General features: G+C 57.9%; 18 protein-coding genes. All 18 read left to right on the forward strand.

Translation table 11 applies throughout. The features are described 5' to 3' along the window. The first annotated feature begins 6 nt into the window (after positions 1-6). The 18 genes from BW43_RS02225 to BW43_RS02155 all read left to right on the forward strand — a co-directional run bounded on the left by BW43_RS02225 (position 7) and on the right by BW43_RS02155 (position 16509). Complete coding sequence (locus tag BW43_RS02225; RefSeq protein WP_032891219.1) at positions 7-663, forward strand: phage tail protein; 657 nt, start codon at positions 7-9, stop codon at positions 661-663. 3 nt (positions 664-666) lie between these two features. Next, complete coding sequence (locus tag BW43_RS02220) at positions 667-1047, forward strand: phage tail assembly chaperone (RefSeq protein WP_032891220.1); 381 nt, start codon at positions 667-669, stop codon at positions 1045-1047. Between the two features lie 17 nt (positions 1048-1064). After that, the gene (locus BW43_RS02215; RefSeq protein WP_032891221.1) at positions 1065-1367 is read left to right on the forward strand and encodes a DUF1799 domain-containing protein; all 303 of its coding nucleotides are present in this window, start codon (positions 1065-1067) and stop codon (positions 1365-1367) included. Positions 1368-1394: 27 nt separating this feature from the next. Then, the gene (locus tag BW43_RS02210) at positions 1395-4457 is read left to right on the forward strand and encodes a phage tail tape measure protein (protein ID WP_032891222.1); all 3063 of its coding nucleotides are present in this window, start codon (positions 1395-1397) and stop codon (positions 4455-4457) included. Further along, positions 4457-4795 carry a phage tail protein gene (locus BW43_RS02205; protein ID WP_032891223.1) on the forward strand — a complete coding sequence of 113 codons (339 nt, stop codon included), beginning with the start codon at positions 4457-4459 and terminating at the stop codon, positions 4793-4795. Before BW43_RS02210 ends, BW43_RS02205 begins: the two co-directional genes overlap by 1 nt. Positions 4796-4806: 11 nt before the next feature. Then, a complete protein-coding gene (locus BW43_RS02200) occupies positions 4807-5559 on the forward strand; it encodes a phage minor tail protein L (RefSeq protein WP_032891224.1) in 753 nt (250 codons plus the stop codon). 2 nt (positions 5560-5561) lie between these two features. After that, positions 5562-6317, forward strand: a complete 756-nt coding sequence (locus BW43_RS02195) for a C40 family peptidase (protein ID WP_032891225.1) — start codon at positions 5562-5564, stop codon at positions 6315-6317. Positions 6318-6421: 104 nt separating this feature from the next. Beyond that, the gene (locus BW43_RS02190) at positions 6422-7228 is read left to right on the forward strand and encodes a hypothetical protein (RefSeq protein WP_032891227.1); all 807 of its coding nucleotides are present in this window, start codon (positions 6422-6424) and stop codon (positions 7226-7228) included. 470 nt (positions 7229-7698) lie between these two features. Continuing rightward, a complete protein-coding gene (locus BW43_RS0127840; RefSeq protein ID WP_032891228.1) occupies positions 7699-8043 on the forward strand; it encodes a hypothetical protein in 345 nt (114 codons plus the stop codon). Between the two features lie 54 nt (positions 8044-8097). Continuing rightward, complete coding sequence (locus BW43_RS02185) at positions 8098-8685, forward strand: tail assembly protein (protein ID WP_032891229.1); 588 nt, start codon at positions 8098-8100, stop codon at positions 8683-8685. Positions 8686-8744: 59 nt separating this feature from the next. Further along, complete coding sequence (locus BW43_RS02180; protein ID WP_032891230.1) at positions 8745-12311, forward strand: phage tail protein; 3567 nt, start codon at positions 8745-8747, stop codon at positions 12309-12311. A gap of 334 nt (positions 12312-12645) precedes the next feature. Next, positions 12646-13302 (forward strand): hypothetical protein, encoded by a 657-nt coding sequence (locus BW43_RS28620; RefSeq protein ID WP_081797900.1) that lies wholly within the window; start codon positions 12646-12648, stop codon positions 13300-13302. Positions 13303-13367: 65 nt separating this feature from the next. Then, positions 13368-14519 (forward strand): hypothetical protein, encoded by a 1152-nt coding sequence (locus BW43_RS29080; RefSeq protein ID WP_032891231.1) that lies wholly within the window; start codon positions 13368-13370, stop codon positions 14517-14519. After that, positions 14516-14899: a hypothetical protein gene (locus tag BW43_RS02170; RefSeq protein WP_032891233.1), complete on the forward strand. Its 384-nt coding sequence runs from the start codon at positions 14516-14518 to the stop codon at positions 14897-14899. The genes BW43_RS29080 and BW43_RS02170 overlap by 4 nt, the downstream gene beginning before the upstream one ends. Beyond that, positions 14877-15089, forward strand: coding sequence for a hypothetical protein (locus tag BW43_RS02165; RefSeq protein WP_032891235.1), 213 nt, complete (start codon positions 14877-14879; stop codon positions 15087-15089). Before BW43_RS02170 ends, BW43_RS02165 begins: the two co-directional genes overlap by 23 nt. Positions 15090-15146: 57 nt before the next feature. Further along, entirely contained in the window at positions 15147-15680 is a 534-nt protein-coding gene (locus BW43_RS02160; protein ID WP_032891236.1) for a glycoside hydrolase family 19 protein, read from the forward strand. After that, on the forward strand, positions 15677-15997 hold the full coding sequence (locus BW43_RS0127845; RefSeq protein ID WP_050442878.1) for a DUF6527 family protein: 321 nt from the start codon (positions 15677-15679) through the stop codon (positions 15995-15997). Before BW43_RS02160 ends, BW43_RS0127845 begins: the two co-directional genes overlap by 4 nt. Beyond that, a complete protein-coding gene (locus tag BW43_RS02155; protein WP_032891238.1) occupies positions 15982-16509 on the forward strand; it encodes a lysis system i-spanin subunit Rz in 528 nt (175 codons plus the stop codon). Before BW43_RS0127845 ends, BW43_RS02155 begins: the two co-directional genes overlap by 16 nt. Position 16510: the final 1 nt, after the last annotated feature.

The following is a 16510-nucleotide window of genomic DNA, read 5'->3' on the forward strand; positions in this document are numbered from 1 at the left end:
TACTCCATGGGCTACAAACTCCCCAACGGCGGCACCTTCCAGCACGCCGCAACCTACGCGACCGCACTGGCATTCACTGCCATTAGCAACGCTGCCGAGGCCGTTGCCACCGTTGTAGGTGGCACCATCGCTGCCGGCGATATCGTTCTGCTCACTTCCGGCTGGAGCAAGCTGGATAGCAAAGTGGTGCGCGTGAAGGCAGCCACGGCAACGGCGATTACCCTGGAAGGCATCGACACTACCGACACGCAGGTCTATCCGGTCGCTGGCGGCGCGGGCACGATGCGCAAGGTGCTGACCTGGGTGCAGATCCCGCAAATCTCCGACGTGGCCTTCTCCGGCGGCGAACAGAACTACCTGGATGTGGTGTTCCTCGAGGATGACCAGGGCAAGCAGATCCCCACCGACAAATCAGCGGCAAGTATGGTGCTCACCATCGCCGATGACCCCGCCCAGGCGTTCAACGGGGTGCTGCTGAAGGCAGACGCCGGCAAGCAGATCGAAGCAGCGCGGCTGAACCTGCCCGGTAACGACACCCTGCTGTACGGCACCTACACGTCGTTCTCCAAGCAGCCAGCGGTATCCCGCAACAACCTGCTGACCCGTATCGTCAGCCTGGCGTTGCAGGCCGAGCCGATCCGCTACCTGACTGCGGCGTTGTAACCCATGGCTAAGATCCGTATTGCGCAAAAGGCTACGTTCAATGCGCCCGTGCTGATCCCGATCGTCGGCAGCGAACCCGAGAAGGTCGAGTTCACTTTCAAGTACCGGGATCGCACCGAGCTTGCCGCTCTGTTCGATGAATGGAACGAGGCGCGGAACAGGGCGCGGGCCGCGCTGGGCGACAAGCCTTCTTGGTCGGAAGTGGTTGCCGTGGACACCGAGCAGCAAACCCAGCAGATCAAAGACCTGGTAGTCGGCTGGGGCTTCGATGACGAATACAGCGACGACAACATCGTCGCATTCGTGAAGTCCTGCCAGGGTGCCGCCGAGGCGGTCGTTAAGGCCTACGAAGGCGCGTATAGCCAGGCCCGCCTGGGAAACTGACTGACGCCGCCCGCGCTATGTACTCGCCGAGCGTGCCCGACACGATTATCGGCATGTTCGGCCTTGCCCCTGGCGACCTGGTTGAAGAAGTGGAGGTCTGGCCATGCAACTGGCCGGCGTTCCTTCTTTTCAACCGCATGTCCACCCAGTGGCGAGCAGGCGCCGGCGGCGCGATCGGTCTCGACTACAGCTGCATCCGCGATGTAGCAGGGTTCCTCGGCATCAAGAAAAAGAAACTCGCTGAAATCTTCCCTGACCTTCAGGTGCTGGAAGGCGAAGCCCTGCGCGTCATGGCGGAGGAAAGGGAAAACAGCCCGTAACCACGGGCACTTATTCAAGGTGAGTCGATGAATATTGCAGAGCTCGGCGTCAAAATCGACTCGGCCGATGCAATCCAGGCTAAGACGAGCCTGGACGAAATGGCGAAGGCCGGCGGCCGGGCCGAGCAGTCCGCTGTTTCGCTGATGAACGAAATGCAGGCGCTGGAGAAATCGCTTTCCGCCAGTGCCAAAACCACCCAGGACCTGGCAAAGCAGCGTGATGCTCTCGCCAAGCTGACCAAGACCGGCGCCTATGGCGAGGCGGAGGCGGCGAAGATCTCTGCTCAGTTGGACAAGCAGCAGATTGCCCTGGCCAAGTCCGCCCTAGACGAACAGAAGGCCCTGAACAGCCTGCTGGGTGCCATTGACCCGGCTCGGGCTGCACTGGCCAAGCTGGACACCCAGGTCGAGCAACTTGGCAAGCACCTGGATGCCGGGCGAATCAGCCAGGACCAGTACAACAGCGCCCTGGGTAAAATCGACAAGGATTACGCCAAGCTCGAAAAGACCACCACAGGATTCGACAAACTGCGTCTCGGCACACGTCAGGCCCAGGAAAACGTTGTTCAGCTCGGTAATGCGTTGTCGTCGGGTGACTGGGGTAGCGGCGTGCGTGCCGTGGCTCAGCTGGGCGCTGGTGCTGGGGCGGGCGCTGCTGGGCTGCTCGCGATTTTAGGGCCGCTGGCGCTGGCAACGGCTGCTGTTGGCGGTCTTGCATACGCGTACTACAAAGGCAGCGAAGAACAGGACAGCTACAACAAGTCACTGATCCTCACCGGTAACTACGCCGGTGTCAGCGCCGGGCAACTGGGCGACATGGCGCGGCAGGTCAGCGCAACCGTGGGCACTACAGGACAGGCAGCGGCGGTCTTGGCGATGCTGGCGGACAACGGCAAGATCGCCAGCGAGAGCTTCACAGGTATCACTCAGGCCGCAGTGTCGATGCAGGAAACCACGGGCAAGGCGGTCAGCGATACGGTGGCCGAGTTCGTGAAGCTGGCTGATGACCCTGTGAAGGCCTCAGCAGCACTGAACGAGCAGTACCACTACCTCACCGCTTCGGTTTACTCGCAGATTGCCGCGCTGGAAGAGCAGGGTGATCACGCGGGCGCCGTGAAGCTGGCCACCGAGTCCTACGCCGACGCGATCAACGAGCGCACGCCGAAGATTTTGGAGAACCTGAGCTTCTGGGAGAAGGCATACAACGCTGTCGCACAGGCGGCGGACGGTCTGAAAAACGCCGGCCGCCGAGACATCAACTCAGACATCGAGAATGCTCGTGCTGGACTGGCTGAAGCTCAAGGCATGGATGGCCTGTTTCAAAGCCAAAAGTCCAAGGATGCGTTGATTGAGTTTAGGCAAAACCGCCTGAACATGCTGGAGGACGAAAAGGCAGCTCAGGCGGACATTGCCAAGTGGGAGGGCGAGCAGGCCAAGGCCCAGGGGGCTGCAGTCACGGCAATGACGAAGGTTGATGCGCTGACCAAGTCGTCGTTGACTAATGAGCAAAAGCGGACAAAGGAGATTGAGGACTACAAGCAGCAACTCGCGGATATCCGCAAGGTTGCGCCAAATGATCCCCGTCTCCAGCAGGACGTTGTCGATAAAAACATCTCCAACATCAACGCCAAGTTTAAGGATCCCAAAGCTGCCGGCACGCAGGTCGACCTGACCAGCTTCAACAACGCCAAAAACGACCTGGCGGCGATCACCGACACCTATAAGAACTACCAGAAGGAGCTGGAGGCGGCTCAAAAGGCCGGCCTGCTGTCTGAGGAAGACTATCTGCTGCGGCGCCAGGCTCTGATCGGCAATCAGCTCGACCAAACCACGGCAGCATACGAGGCTGAGATTGCCGCACTGGAAGCGGCCAAGAGCAAGAAGTCCACGTCGGCTGCGCAAAGCACCCAGCTGGACCAGAAGATCGCCGACGCGCGCGCAGGCATGGTCAAGGCGCAGAAGGACGCTGACAGCCAGCTTGAAGTGCTCGCAACCAATGAGACCGGGCGCCTGGCAAAGCAAGAGCGGGCGATCAGTACGTACGTGCATGCGCTGGGTCAGCAACAGAGAGCCTTGGAACTCGCAGGCCAGCGCGCAGTGCTCGGCGTAGGGCAGGGCGATCGACAGAACGCGCTCAGCGGCGAGCTGAATAGCCAGCAGGACCGTTTTGCTCAGCAGTCGCTGGAGCTTGCCAACCAGAAGTCCGATCCGTCGCGCAACATGTCGGAGGAGGAGTTTAAGCGGAAGTCGCAGGCGCTCGCAGATGCGAATAATGCCGCGACGGACCAGATCCGGCAGAACTATGCGGATGTGGAGAATGCGCAGGGCGATTGGACGAAGGGGGCGACTGCGGCATGGGACAACTACCTGGACTCGGCGCAGAACATCGCTGGCCAGACCAAAAGCCTATTCGGCAACGCCTTCAGCTCCATGGAGGACTCGATCGTCAACTTCGCCATGACTGGGAAGCTTTCCTTTGCGGACTTCACCAAGTCGATTTTGGCGGATATGGCGCGTATCGCGACCCGTCAGGCGAGTTCGGCCTTGCTTGGCAGCTTGGTTGGCGCAGCGGCAAGCTACTTCGGTGGTAGCGCTGCTGGCGGCGGTAATGGCATGGCTGCCGGTTCCGCTGGCGCTACATCGTCGAACCTCGGCGCGTCCTCGGCTGGCTACTCCAGCACTTACTTTCCCCAGGCTTTGGGCGGCGCATGGTCGGGCGGTGTGCAGATGTTCGCCGACGGCGGCGCGTTCACGAATTCCATCGTGAGTAAACCAACCTCGTTTGGCATGGCGAACGGTGACATGGGGATAGCAGGCGAGGCCGGACCAGAGGCGATCATGCCTCTCACCCGAACATCCAGCGGAAAGCTTGGCGTTATGGCCATGGGCGGGGGCGCTACGGGAGGTACACAGATCAATGTCGAGGTGCACATCGATGGCGAGGGTAACGCCTCGTCCTCGGCTGATGCTCCCGGCTATGACCTGTTCGGCAAGGAGCTGGCCGCGTTCGTTGAGCAGAAATACCAGCAGATGCGCAACAAAGACATGGGCCAGGGTGGCGTCATCAACAAAGCAATTAAGGGGCGCTGATGGCTATCGAACGATTCACCTGGGCGACGGAGAAGGGCGCGGAGGGTGATATAGCCCACCGCGTTCGCTCCAAGCAGTTTGGCGATGGCTACGAGCAGTCGGTCGAGGATGGCCTCAACAACCGGTCGCAGTCCTGGCCGGTGACCTTCACCGGTTTGAAGGGGCGCATCAAGGACATCATGGCGTTTCTCGACCGGCACAAAGGGGCGAAGGTCTTCCTGTGGGAGCCGCCCCTAGGTGAGCTTGGCCTCTACAAATGCAACGGCTACAAACCTGTGCACCGTGGCGGCCAGGTCTACGCCATCACCGCGACCTTCCAGCAAACCTTTCACCCTTGAGATAACAGCCCATGGCACTGATCACGGACATCCAGAAACTGGAGCCCGGCGGCGAGATTCGCCTGTTCGAAATTGACGGTACCGAATACGGCGCCGATTACCTGCGCTTCCACGGTCACGCTATCCCGCACACGCCAGAGGAATTGCTTGCCTACGAAGGCTCTGAAGAGGATCTGCCCGCCAAGTCGATTATCTGGCAGGGCCAGGAGTACGCGGCCTGGCCTGTTCAGATTGAAGGCATTTCTTCGAGCAGCGACGGCACTGCCTCTCGGCCCACGTTCGCTGCCGGCAACGTCAACGGGCGGGTCACGGCATTGTGCCTGGCCTTCGAGGACATGCTGAAGTTCAAGCTGACGGTCCGTGAGACGCTGGCGCAGTACCTGGACGCGGCGAACTATCCTGACGGCAACCCAACTGCTGACCCGACCCAGGAAGCGCTGGAGATCTGGTACATCGACCAGAAAACCAGCGAAGACGGCGAGGCGGTGGTCTGGGAGCTGTCTTCCCCGGGTGAGATCGACAACCACGGTTTGCCCGGCCGGCAGATGACCACCTTCTGCCACTGGGCCATGACCAACGGTTACCGGGGGCCGGACTGCGGCTATACCGGCGCGGCCATGTTCGATGACGAGGACAACTCCACTGACGACCCTGCCAAGGACCAGTGCAAGGGCTGCCTTTCATCCTGCAAGCTGCGCTTCGGCGAGAACAACGAACTTTCCTTTGGTGGATTCCCCGCCGTGTCCCTGATCGCCCGGAGTTGACCATGCGCAAGCACATCATTGCCGCCATCCAGGCTCATGCGGCGGCCCAATATCCGAAAGAGTGCTGCGGGCTTTTGCTGGCTATCGGGCGGGCGCAGAAGTACTTCCCTTGCCGGAACATCGCCACGGAGCCGAACGAAGAGTTTCGACTTGATCCTGAGGACTACGCTGCGGCGGAAGACCTGGGCGAGGTGATCGGCATCGTTCATTCACACCCGGACGCAACCAGCAGGCCGTCACCGCACGACCTGGCCATGTGCGAGGCCACGGCTTTGCCTTGGCACATTCTGTCGTGGCCAGAGGGAGACTTGCGCAAGATCACACCGACCGGTAGCACGCCGCTGCTCAATCGCCCGTTCGTGCACGGCGCCTGGGACTGTTGGCAGGTCTGCGCTGACTGGTACCAGCGCGAATGGGGGATTGAGTTCGAAGCCTTCCAGCGCACTGATGGCTGGTGGGAGAGTGCGGAGAACGCGAGCCTGTACGAGCAACACTACGAGGCGGCTGGGTTTGTACGCGTCGACCGACCACGGCGCGGCGATATGATCGTCATGCAGGTTGGCCGAACAGCTCACCCGAACCACGCTGGTATTTACCTTGGCACTGATTCGTCGCTGCCTGGTGAGGATTCAGATGTTTTCGGCCCTGGTCCGTTCCTGCTGCACCACCTGTACGGGAGACCTTCCGAGATCATCGTGTACGGCGGCCCATGGCATGACAGAACTCGCCTGATCCTCAGGCTTAGAGAAGCAGCTTGATGGGCGAAGAAAGCTCTGTGTCAGGTTGTACGTTTGACCAGTATCGACCAGGCCTTACTCTGGAACTATCCTAGACCACCCAGCTATCGATCACGGAATGTAAAATGCAAGGCAAGCCAAGGCTGGCAGTTAATGAAATTTCTTCTGAACGCATGGTTCTGTGGCACTCATTAGCTGGAACTCATGTCGTAGATGAATTCTCGGTACGTCGATTAATCAACAAGATCGACTCGGTTCTCAGCTCTCTTTCCTACGGCGATAAAAAGCGTGCGTTGCTGCTTCATGAGCAGGCATATCTTCACGCATACCTAATGAAGCCTAATGCTTCGATTGGTTTTTTTTCTGAGGCGGAAGCTGCCGGGTTGCCGTCATTTGCAAAGCATTTAGCGGCAGCCCATGCAATGGCAATATGTGGAGAGCTGGAGATGGCTAGATCAGAAAACCTCAGCGTCATCATCGATAAGTTGAGTGCTGATGATGTGGTCGTTGTGGCTGATTCATCAGCGCATCTAGGCCTATATAAAAGAGCCAAAGATCTCTATGTATTGGCAGGAAAGACGCCGGAGGGTTTTATGTGCCGAGCATTTGAGGCGGCAGATATTATGGACGACTCAGGCGTATCTGATGAGGACATTTTTGATCGGCTTAGCTTGGCAACAGCAGTAGTAAAAAGGCTTTCTGGTCATCCCAATATTGCGTACGACATGTTTGCATTGCGAGGCGAGGGCATACTCTACAGATTTGTTGTGCGTGCTAGTATTGAAACTCTAGTTGAAATCGACGCGGCGATTGATGAAGCATTGTCACTATCGTTTGATGCGCAGGCAGATAGAATCCTTTCGATAGGGGTGATGCCGCATACCGATGACAGCGCCAAACCATTTGGGAGGCCATATAATGTCAGTATGTAGTGATGATTTGATGGCCCTCGCGCTGAATTTGATTGATCTTGATCCCATTACTGAGTGTATGGCTAGAACATCGGTTGGGCGAAGTTACTACGCTTTGTTTTACGAGGCCCTAGTTGCTGCTGATGCTCTTAGCTTGAGCCAATGCCCACCAGGTACGAGCATGGCAACTCACGAGCGCTTAATTTATCGCTTTGAAAGTGGAACTAAGGGACTGGCTTCGATCGCTAGATCTTTGCGGAAACAGAAGAGAATAAGAGCAATGGCTGATTATGATATTGCGGAAGATTTTCGGGTTTCTGAGGCGAGGCTACATATAGCTAACAGCGCTAGACTTATAAAAGATCTAAAGCGCATATCGAGATCCGAAACAGCGGTTCAATCCTAATCTGATGCTGTTCTTGCGCTAGTTGGGCTTTTTTGCATTTGGCTCCCTCAGTGCTACAGTCCCGCCAAACCAAAGAGGGAACGACATGCGGATTTTGATAGCGGCGGTAGCGGTGGTGGTGCTGGCGGGGGGTACCACACCTGGCGACCTGAAATCGGGAAAGGCTACCATCAGCGCGTCTTCGAGTAAGGAGCCGAAGCAATACGCACTTTGCGTCATGCCAAAATGGCAGGATGCTCGCTCGGGCGCCACGATGACTGAAACGGCAAGTGGTTACAGGCTCATCGTCGCGACCGACTCGACGGCTGAGGAACTTCTTGAGGTGAATCGGTCACCGAAAGGCAGTAACGTTGCACTTTATCAACGGTTGTCCTGGGCGCCTGGTTACGGCCGATCAGCCATTGAACAGGCAGTTCGCGACTGTCTTTAACGAACAACCGCATCGAGCCGCCTCCGGGCGGTTTTTTATTGCCCGGAGAAAACCATGGCAGCGCTCGCAATCGAATACCAACCACTCACTACCATTCTTCTTTTCGGTCAGTTACGCCAGTTCGGCCGATCCTTCAGGCTGTCTGTGAGAACCACAGCAGAGGCAATCAAGGCTCTTTGCGTGCAAGTTCCTGGCTTCGAGCGCTTCTTGTCAAATGCCAAGTCCCGAGGGATAGAGTTCGCGGTATTCAGGGGGAAAAAGAATATTGGAGAGGGTGAGCTCTCTTTTGGCGGAGAAGGAGACATCCGCATTGCCCCAGTGATTACTGGTAGCAAACGAGCGGGGATTCTCCAGACGATTGTTGGTGTAGTCCTGCTCGCTATTTCGTACGTATTCCCGGTCACCGCGCCGTATCTGGCGCCGGCAGGCATCGGCCTCGTCGCAGGCGGTGTTATCCAGATGCTCAGCCCCCAAGCCGGCGGACTGAAGACCAGCGCCGCGCCTGAGAACACTCCCGGCTATGCCTTTGGCAGCGCCAAGAACACCACGGCCTCCGGCAATCCTGTCTCGCTGTGTGCCGGCCGCCGGCGATGGGGTGGTGCAATCATCAGTGCCGCCATTTACGCCGAAGACCAGATGTAGCCAACAGCCGAAAAACTGAAGCCGCCCAAGAGGCGGTTTTTTTATGCCTGGAGAAAAGCATGGGCGCAGCACGCAAGATCGATGTTTATGGCGCCAAGGGCGGTTCCGAGAAGCCTAAAACCCCAACCGAGGCACCAGACAGCCTGCGCTCCGTCGCCATTGCGAAAATGCTTATTGCTGTGGGTGAGGGCGAGTTTGATGGTGCTCCTACCGCCAAGGACATCTTTCTCGACAATACGCCGCTGCAAGACCCTCAGGGGAGCATGAACTTCCCGAACGTGAAATGGGAGTGGCGCAGCGGGGCTGTGGACCAGTCCTATATTCAGGGCATCCCATCGGTCGAGAACGAAACAACCATCAGCACCGAGCTGCGCAGCGGCACGCCGTGGGTTCGAGCGATCACCAATACCCAGCTCTCGGCTGTCCGTGTGCGCTTTGCTTGGCCTGCGCTCCAGTCGGTCGACTCCGGCAGCAACATCAACGGTTACACGATCGGGTATAAGGTCGAGCTGGCAACGGATGGGGGCACGTATCAGGAGGTTTTGAACGAGGCCGTGTCCGGCAAGACCACCAGCCTGTACGAGCGGACCCGCCGCATCAATCTGCCGCGCGCGACAACCGGGTGGCTGCTGCGTATCACTCGACTGACGGCCAACCAGAACAACAACAAAATCTCGGACACCATGCAGATTGCCGGATTCACCGAGGTGATCGACGCGAAGATTCGATACCCGAACACCGCGCTGCTTTACATCGAGTTTTCTGCTGAGCAGTTCCGCAGCATCCCCGCAGTGACGATCGAATGTGATGGCCGGAAATGGCAGGTACCGAGCAACTACGACACCACGTCGCGCACCTATACGGGCGTCTGGGACGGTACGTTCAAAGAGGCCTGGACCGACAACCCTGTTTGGCACACTTACGGCATCACCACGAACGACCGTTTCGGCCTGGGCCGTCGCATTAAGCCGTGGATGGTGGACAAGTGGGAGCTGTACCGCATCTCGCAGTATTGCGACCAACTGGTGCCGGACGGCAAAGGTGGCATGGAGCCACGCTTCCTCTGCAACTTGAACCTGCAGAGCAAAGCTGACGCCTGGTCGCTTCTGCGCGACATCTCCGCAATATACCGAGGCATGACTTACTGGGCCCAAGGTCAGGTGTTCACACTGTCGGATATGCCGCGTGCCACCGACTTCGACTTCGCCTACACCCGGGCGAATGTAATCGATGGCAAGTTCACCTACTCGAGCGCGTCGGAGCGCACCCGCTACACCCGGGCGCTGATCAGCTACGACAATCCGGCGAACAACTACGACACCGACGTCACGGCCGTGACCGACCAGAAGCTGCAGCGGCGCTATGGTGATAACCCGCTTGAGATCAGCGCGATTGGCTGCACCCGTGAATCCGAGGCGCAGCGCCGCGGCAAGTGGGCGCTGCTTACCAACTCCAAGGACCGGGCAGTTACCTTCAAGGTTGGGCTCGACGGGCGTATTCCTCTACCTGGCTACGTGATCCCGATCGCTGACGAATTACTTGCTGGTCGGCCGGTCGGTGGGCGCATCTCGGCGGTGAACGGCAAGGTCATCACCCTGGATCGCGACACCCAGGCCAAGCCCGGCGATCGGCTGATCCTCAACCTGCCCGACGGCAAGTGCGAGGGCCGCACCGTGCAACTGGTCAGCGGCCGACAGGTCACCGTCACGGTGGCTTACTCCGTTACGCCAGAGCGCGAACTGGTGTGGGCGCTCGATGCTGACGACCTGGCCATACCGCTTTATCGGGTGGTGAGCGTGGCGCGCCCGGAGCCAGGTGTTTTCGAAATTTCGGCCGTCCAGTACGACCCGAGCAAGTTCGATCACATCGACACCGGCGCTCGACTGGAAGAGCGCCCAATCAGCGTTGTGCCGATCACCGTTGTTCCGGCGCCGGCGATCGTCGACATCACGTCGAACTACTCTGTGGATCAGGGCCTGGCGATCAGCACCATGAACATCTCGTGGCCCGCTGTGAACGGTGCGGTCGCGTATGACGTGGAGTGGCGTAAGGACAGCGGCAACTGGATCAAGCTGCAGCGCACTGGCGCGACAAGTGTGGATGTCACTGGCATTTACTCGGGCGCCTACCTGGCCCGGGCTCGGTCGGTAGGTGCTTTCGAGATATCTTCGATCTGGAAGAGCTCAAACCTGACCAACTTGGAGGGCAAGGTCGGCCTGCCGCCGGCGGTTGCGTTCCTGCGCACCACCAGCGAATTATTCGGCATTGGGCTGAAAGTGGGCTTTCCACCTGGTGCGGAGGATACCCAGCGAACCGAGTTTTGGTATGGACCTGCAAATGATCTGGCGGCCGCCACAAAGCTGACAGACCTGGCGCATCCGCAGGCCGACTATCGCATGCAGTCGTTGTTGGCTGGAGCAACCCTGTTCTTCTGGGCGCGCCTGGTCGACCGCACCGGCAACGTGGGCCCGTTCTACCCGGTGGGCAATGGTGTGATGGGGCAGGCCAGTTCGGATGCTGCGCCGGTGCTGGAGTTGATCGCAGGGCAGATTGGGCACACTGAGCTTGGCCAGGACATCATCGACCAGATCGACAAGATCCCTGGGCTCCAAGATCAGATCAGCGCTTTGGGTGGGTTGAAGGGTTACAACAAGGACGTCACCTACCTCAAAGGCCAGATGGTGGTGGTAGGGGGGCGGATCTACCAAGCCGCTCAGGCTGTGCCGACCAACAAGCCGCCACCGGATGCTACCTACTGGCTGGATGTTGGCCAGTCTGTGGAGACGGCGAACGGCCTGGCACAGCAGGTCTCCACCAACACCACCGATATCACCAAGCTGGACGGCGTCGTGACGGCTTCAGCGTCGAGCCTTCAGGCATTGCAGGCGTCTTTCCGGGACGATAACGGGGAGGGCGACCAGATCGACGCGCTCCAGGGCTACAACGCTACGGCCAGCTTCCAGGAGGAGGTTAAGACTCGCGCCTCGCAGAACGAAGCCGTGGTGCAGCGTCAGGCCGAACTCACCGCGTCGGTGGGCGACGTCGCTGGCACTGTGACCGATCTGGAAAAAGTCGTGGTCACGGATCGCGAGGCTACGGCGCAGGCCATCCAACAGATCGGCGTGAAGATTGATGACAACTCCGCGGACATCCAGACAGTAAGCCAGGCTCAGGTCGACACCGACGGCAAGCTCTCCACCATGTGGTCGGTGAAGATGCAACTGAATGCAAACGGGCAGTACGTCGCCGCCGGCGTTGGGTTTGGTATCGAGAACGTAGATGGTCAGTTGCAAAGCCAGTTCCTGGTGAGCGCGGACCGGTTCGCCATCGTGAACACAATCGCCGGCGGCGCGATCTCGGTTCCGTTTGCGGTGCAAGGCGGGCAGGTGTTCATTAACTCGGCTTTCATCCAGGACGGCACGATCACCAACGCCAAAATCGGCAACTACATCGCGTCCAACAACTATGTTGCGGGCGTTTCCGGCTGGAAACTGTTCTTCGACGGGACCTTTGAAATCAACAGCTCTTTCGGTGGCCAAGCTCGGCAAGTAATCAATAGCACGGGCGGTAAGGTTTTCGACGAGAACGGTATCAAGCGCTACCAGTGGGGAGACCTTTCCGCATGAACTACGGGGCAAGAGTCTGGGGGCCGACCGGCCTCCTTGAACTGGATGAAAACTCATTTACTGTCCGGATTATTTACTCGGAAATTGTGCAGGTGGGCGTTCCTGCGCCAGGGAGAACTCGCTACATATCTATTCCGGGTGTAAACCCGGCCACACACTCCGCTGTCTGCGTTCCGGTCGCTGCTTACGACACGTCCGGACAGAGCTACTACGCGATTCAATACACCCCAGTCGTTGGGGTGGACGGAGTGGTCATCTACTTCGGCAATCCAGCAAGATCGAACGGTCCTCTTGGGCTTTCTCCTCAACGGCTTTTGGTTATGAGGTATCGCTAATGACGTTTGGTGTAACGTTCACAAACAACAGCGACGTCGTTACCCTTGATTCTGAGTTTGCGAGGCTTGTTGTTCTGGAGAAGGGGGCGTGGAGCGGTAACGGATCTGGCGTCTACGTACCATTCTCTAAACCAATTACAACAAGTGAGCCTCCCTTAGTTTTTGTCAGACCGAACCTATCGGTAACTCTATGTTTTTGTGTAGTGCAGGGATCGGCTGGAGCTTGGACGGGATTTTCTTTTTCGGGGATTGTGGGTCAGGGGACTTCTGGAAATTGGTTTGCCGCTGCCTTTAAGTCAGAACCAGCTGCAAAGTTTGGATTCCGAATTTGGGATGGGTCAGCAAATCTTCTATTTGATAGCGGTACTCCCTGCGCACAGTTTACGAGAACGATAACCGGATGGACCTATCTCGGCTCATCCTCCACTGGGCAAGGGACTTCTCGCCTGAGCTGGACTGCCGCATCGAGTCTAGCTTCCGGGGATTATATGCTACTCAATAATATTGCAATGGATATTGCTGGCGGCACTTCCCGGCAAGGCAATATGTATGCTGTTTGGGATTACCAGAACGACAGACTTGTAATTCAATCTGTGGGAGTTGACTTGACAACATCACTTTATATTCCTGTTGTTTTCGCTAAGCCAATTTCTTAGCTCCTGGAATAATTAGTAGAACTCTATAGCCGCCATGTGCGGTTTTTTATTGCCTGGAGAAAATTATGGGTTGGTATAGGGCTGGCACTGTTGCCGTCACGAATGGCTCGACCGCTGTTATCGGTACGGGTACGGCCTTTATCGCCAATGCTCGTGTAGGCGATGGATTCCGTGGGCCAGATGGTGCGTGGTATGAGATCAATAACATCGCAAGCGATACGGCGCTATCTATCGCCACCAATTATCTGGGGCCCTCCCTCGGTAGCGGTATCTATGCCGTGATGCCCGTGCAGGGCTACAACAAAGATTCCGCAGATCAGTTACGCGCAGCAACAAAAGTTATTGCAACAATTCCTGAAACTAAGCAGGACAAGAACAACAACCTTACTGCCTTGTCGAGCCTTGTTGGTGCCGCTGATCGCCTCCCGTACTTTACTGGGGCGGGGGCTCTATCCCTTGCAGTAATCACAAACAAAGCCCGCGCACTTCTTGCCCGGAGCGATATCGCAGGTATGCAGGCAGAATTGGCCCTGGTTCCCGCAACCTCACTTACAGACCGCACTGCAGGACGGCTACTGATTCCTGGGTGGCTGGGTCTTGGGGATGCTCTACCAATCACGCCGGGGCAGGATTACAACACTCTCACCCAGCCAGGTGAATACTTCTACGGTTCCGGCACTGCCCCGACGAATGCCCCAATTGTCCCCGCGCACTTGATTTCCGTTAAGGGGAGAGGTCTCTACCCATACCAGGAAGTTCGTCCAATTTACGGTAATGCTCTTTGGCAACGGAGTGCCAAAGTAGCTAATCCTACTGCTGCTGCGGCTGACTGGAACGGATGGGTTCCTTACGTTACTGGCTTCAATATGACCAATGACCCGCAGTCAGATGCGGGTGGAGTCATCTCCAGCGCGGTGGTTAGCGGCTTCCGTGTTGAAAAGTTTGCTAACGGCACGATGTGTGTAACCGGAAAGGTGGCCTTAGCAAGTCAGGCAGCCAACAGTTTTGGATACCAAACTCTGACCTTGCCTGTCACGTTTCTCAACACCGCAAACATGATGCCGGGACTGACCTGTAACGCCCAATCTACGGGTGACTCGTATGGCGTAGTTTTCCAGCGGGCAGCGTCGACTAGTTCAATACTGTACGCGGTCAGGAACGGTGCAACCGCCCAGGCATTTGAAATAAACGTATCGGTGCGGGGTACTTGGAAATGAAGATCAGACTTTGGGCAGCACTCATGGACGATACGCTGGAGGCCAGCGTGCAGGGCGACGTTATCACTATCAATGGCGAGGCTATCGACCTCTCCGGCATTCCAAGTGGTTACCGCCTGCCAGGCAGCGCCGTCGGCAATAAGTTTTTTGTCGAGTCGGATTACGTGGAGCGTATAGGCAAGACACTGCACTTCACTCTCCGTCTCCCTGTTACCTGGGAAAGTCCTGAAGAGTTCCGAAACCCGGCGGAACCAATAATCTTGGACGCGCGCAGCGGCCCAGTAAATTTTCCCGATACCGCGCCACCTGCGGCCCTTGGGGCTGTCGAACCGAGCGCATTATTGGAGGTGCCTGAAGATGGTGGATCTATCCAAGCTTGAGCCGGTGAAAACAGCTCAGGACGTTGCGGACCAATTGGATCTTGAGCAGGCGCGTGCTTACCTGCGCGAAACCAACTGGCACGCCTTTGCGCTGCTTGAGGATGGCACGCCCATTCCTAGCGAAATTGCCACGGTGCGCACCGCTGCACGGGCGACGATCTCACGTCTTGCACCCGCTCCGCTCAACTGAGTGATGGCGCAACACCCCGCCCGCCTTGAGCGGGTTTTTTATTGCCTGGAGAAAAGCATGCCGATCACTGAGCAGCAGTTGCTGCAGATACTCCCAAACGCCGGCCGTCAAGCCGGCGTTTTTGTTCCTGCCCTGAACGCGGCCATGAACCGTTATGCCATTGTCGGCTCGCTGCGGGCTGCTGCCTTCATAGCGCAGATAGGACATGAGTCGGGCCAGTTTCGCTGGTTGCGCGAGATCTGGGGGCCGACTGCACAGCAGGCCGGATATGAGGGCCGCGCCGATCTGGGCAACACAGTGAAGGGTGACGGCTCCAAGTACCGTGGCCGCGGGCTGATCCAAATCACCGGCCGCGCCAACTATTCCGCATGCGGTGAAGCATTGGGCCTGGACCTGATCAATAAGCCCGAACTTCTGGAGTTGCCGCAGCACGCCGCGATGTCGGCGGCCTGGTTCTGGTCGACACGCGGGCTTAACACCCTGGCGGACCAGAAGGACTTCGCGAAGGTCACCCGGCGCATCAATGGCGGGCTCAACGGGCAGGCCGAGCGCCAGGCGCTTTACGACAAGGCGATGGAGGTGTTGGCGTGAGCGAAATAAAAACGATCTCCCGCGTCCTTGGCCAAGCGGCCGACGGCTCGCTCTGGTTCTTCTGCAACGGTTGCGATCTTCCGCATAGCCTGAATGTTGGCTCTGGCGCTGGCCCTCGTTGGGGCTACAACGGTAACGCCGAGGCGCCAACTTTCACGCCCTCTGTTCTATCGCGCTATGGGATGCATGGAAAGGATGTGGTCTGCCACTCCTTCGTAACCGATGGTCGAATCCAGTACCTGGATGACTGCACGCATGTTCTGGCTGAGCAAACGGTCGATCTTCCGAATTGGGAGGAGTCATGGGCGAATTGGTAAAGCCCTACAAGGTCGCACTTATCCTCTTTTCTTGCCTACTGCTGATCGGGATTGGCGCGGGAGGCGCCTGGCAGGTGCAGGACTGGCGAATGGGCAAGAAACTCGCCGAGCAGGCCGGCTTGCATAAGGATGACCTGGCGGCGATGAGCAATGCCGCGGCCGCCCAGGCCAGAACCCAGCAGGACAAACGCCTGGCCACTGAGCGGCAACTGGCCGCGCAGGACCAAAAACACATAAAGGAATTATCCGATGCCCAACGTGATCAGGCTCGCATGCGCGATCGCCTTGCCACTGCTGATGTCCGGCTGTCAGTCCTCCTCGAGGATCCAGCCAGTGGCTGCGACGTGCCTTCCGCCCCCGGCGCCTTCAGCGTGGTTCATGCAACCCGTCGAGCCCAACTTGACCCAGCGCATGCTCAAAGAATTATCGCCATAACCGATGAAGGTGATAATGGGTTGATAGCATTACGAGCATGCCAAGATTACGTCCGAGCTATAAACCAATCTCATTGAA

This window comes from Pseudomonas sp. RIT357, assembly GCF_000632245.1.
Taxonomy (GTDB): Bacteria; Pseudomonadota; Gammaproteobacteria; order Pseudomonadales; family Pseudomonadaceae; genus Aquipseudomonas; species Aquipseudomonas sivasensis.

Coding starts and splice junctions, on each gene's coding strand:
- BW43_RS02225 (WP_032891219.1), top strand. CDS start 7: ATGGGCTACAAACTCCCCAACGGCGGCACCTTCCAGCACGCCGCAACC.
- BW43_RS28620 (WP_081797900.1), top strand. CDS start 12,646: ATGACGTTTGGTGTAACGTTCACAAACAACAGCGACGTCGTTACCCTT.
- BW43_RS02185 (WP_032891229.1), top strand. CDS start 8,098: ATGGCAGCGCTCGCAATCGAATACCAACCACTCACTACCATTCTTCTT.
- BW43_RS02220 (WP_032891220.1), top strand. CDS start 667: ATGGCTAAGATCCGTATTGCGCAAAAGGCTACGTTCAATGCGCCCGTG.
- BW43_RS02180 (WP_032891230.1), top strand. CDS start 8,745: ATGGGCGCAGCACGCAAGATCGATGTTTATGGCGCCAAGGGCGGTTCC.
- BW43_RS02160 (WP_032891236.1), top strand. CDS start 15,147: ATGCCGATCACTGAGCAGCAGTTGCTGCAGATACTCCCAAACGCCGGC.
- BW43_RS02205 (WP_032891223.1), top strand. CDS start 4,457: ATGGCTATCGAACGATTCACCTGGGCGACGGAGAAGGGCGCGGAGGGT.
- BW43_RS02165 (WP_032891235.1), top strand. CDS start 14,877: ATGGTGGATCTATCCAAGCTTGAGCCGGTGAAAACAGCTCAGGACGTT.
- BW43_RS02210 (WP_032891222.1), top strand. CDS start 1,395: ATGAATATTGCAGAGCTCGGCGTCAAAATCGACTCGGCCGATGCAATC.
- BW43_RS0127840 (WP_032891228.1), top strand. CDS start 7,699: ATGCGGATTTTGATAGCGGCGGTAGCGGTGGTGGTGCTGGCGGGGGGT.
- BW43_RS02200 (WP_032891224.1), top strand. CDS start 4,807: ATGGCACTGATCACGGACATCCAGAAACTGGAGCCCGGCGGCGAGATT.
- BW43_RS02215 (WP_032891221.1), top strand. CDS start 1,065: ATGTACTCGCCGAGCGTGCCCGACACGATTATCGGCATGTTCGGCCTT.
- BW43_RS02155 (WP_032891238.1), top strand. CDS start 15,982: ATGGGCGAATTGGTAAAGCCCTACAAGGTCGCACTTATCCTCTTTTCT.
- BW43_RS02170 (WP_032891233.1), top strand. CDS start 14,516: ATGAAGATCAGACTTTGGGCAGCACTCATGGACGATACGCTGGAGGCC.
- BW43_RS02195 (WP_032891225.1), top strand. CDS start 5,562: ATGCGCAAGCACATCATTGCCGCCATCCAGGCTCATGCGGCGGCCCAA.
- BW43_RS29080 (WP_032891231.1), top strand. CDS start 13,368: ATGGGTTGGTATAGGGCTGGCACTGTTGCCGTCACGAATGGCTCGACC.
- BW43_RS02190 (WP_032891227.1), top strand. CDS start 6,422: ATGCAAGGCAAGCCAAGGCTGGCAGTTAATGAAATTTCTTCTGAACGC.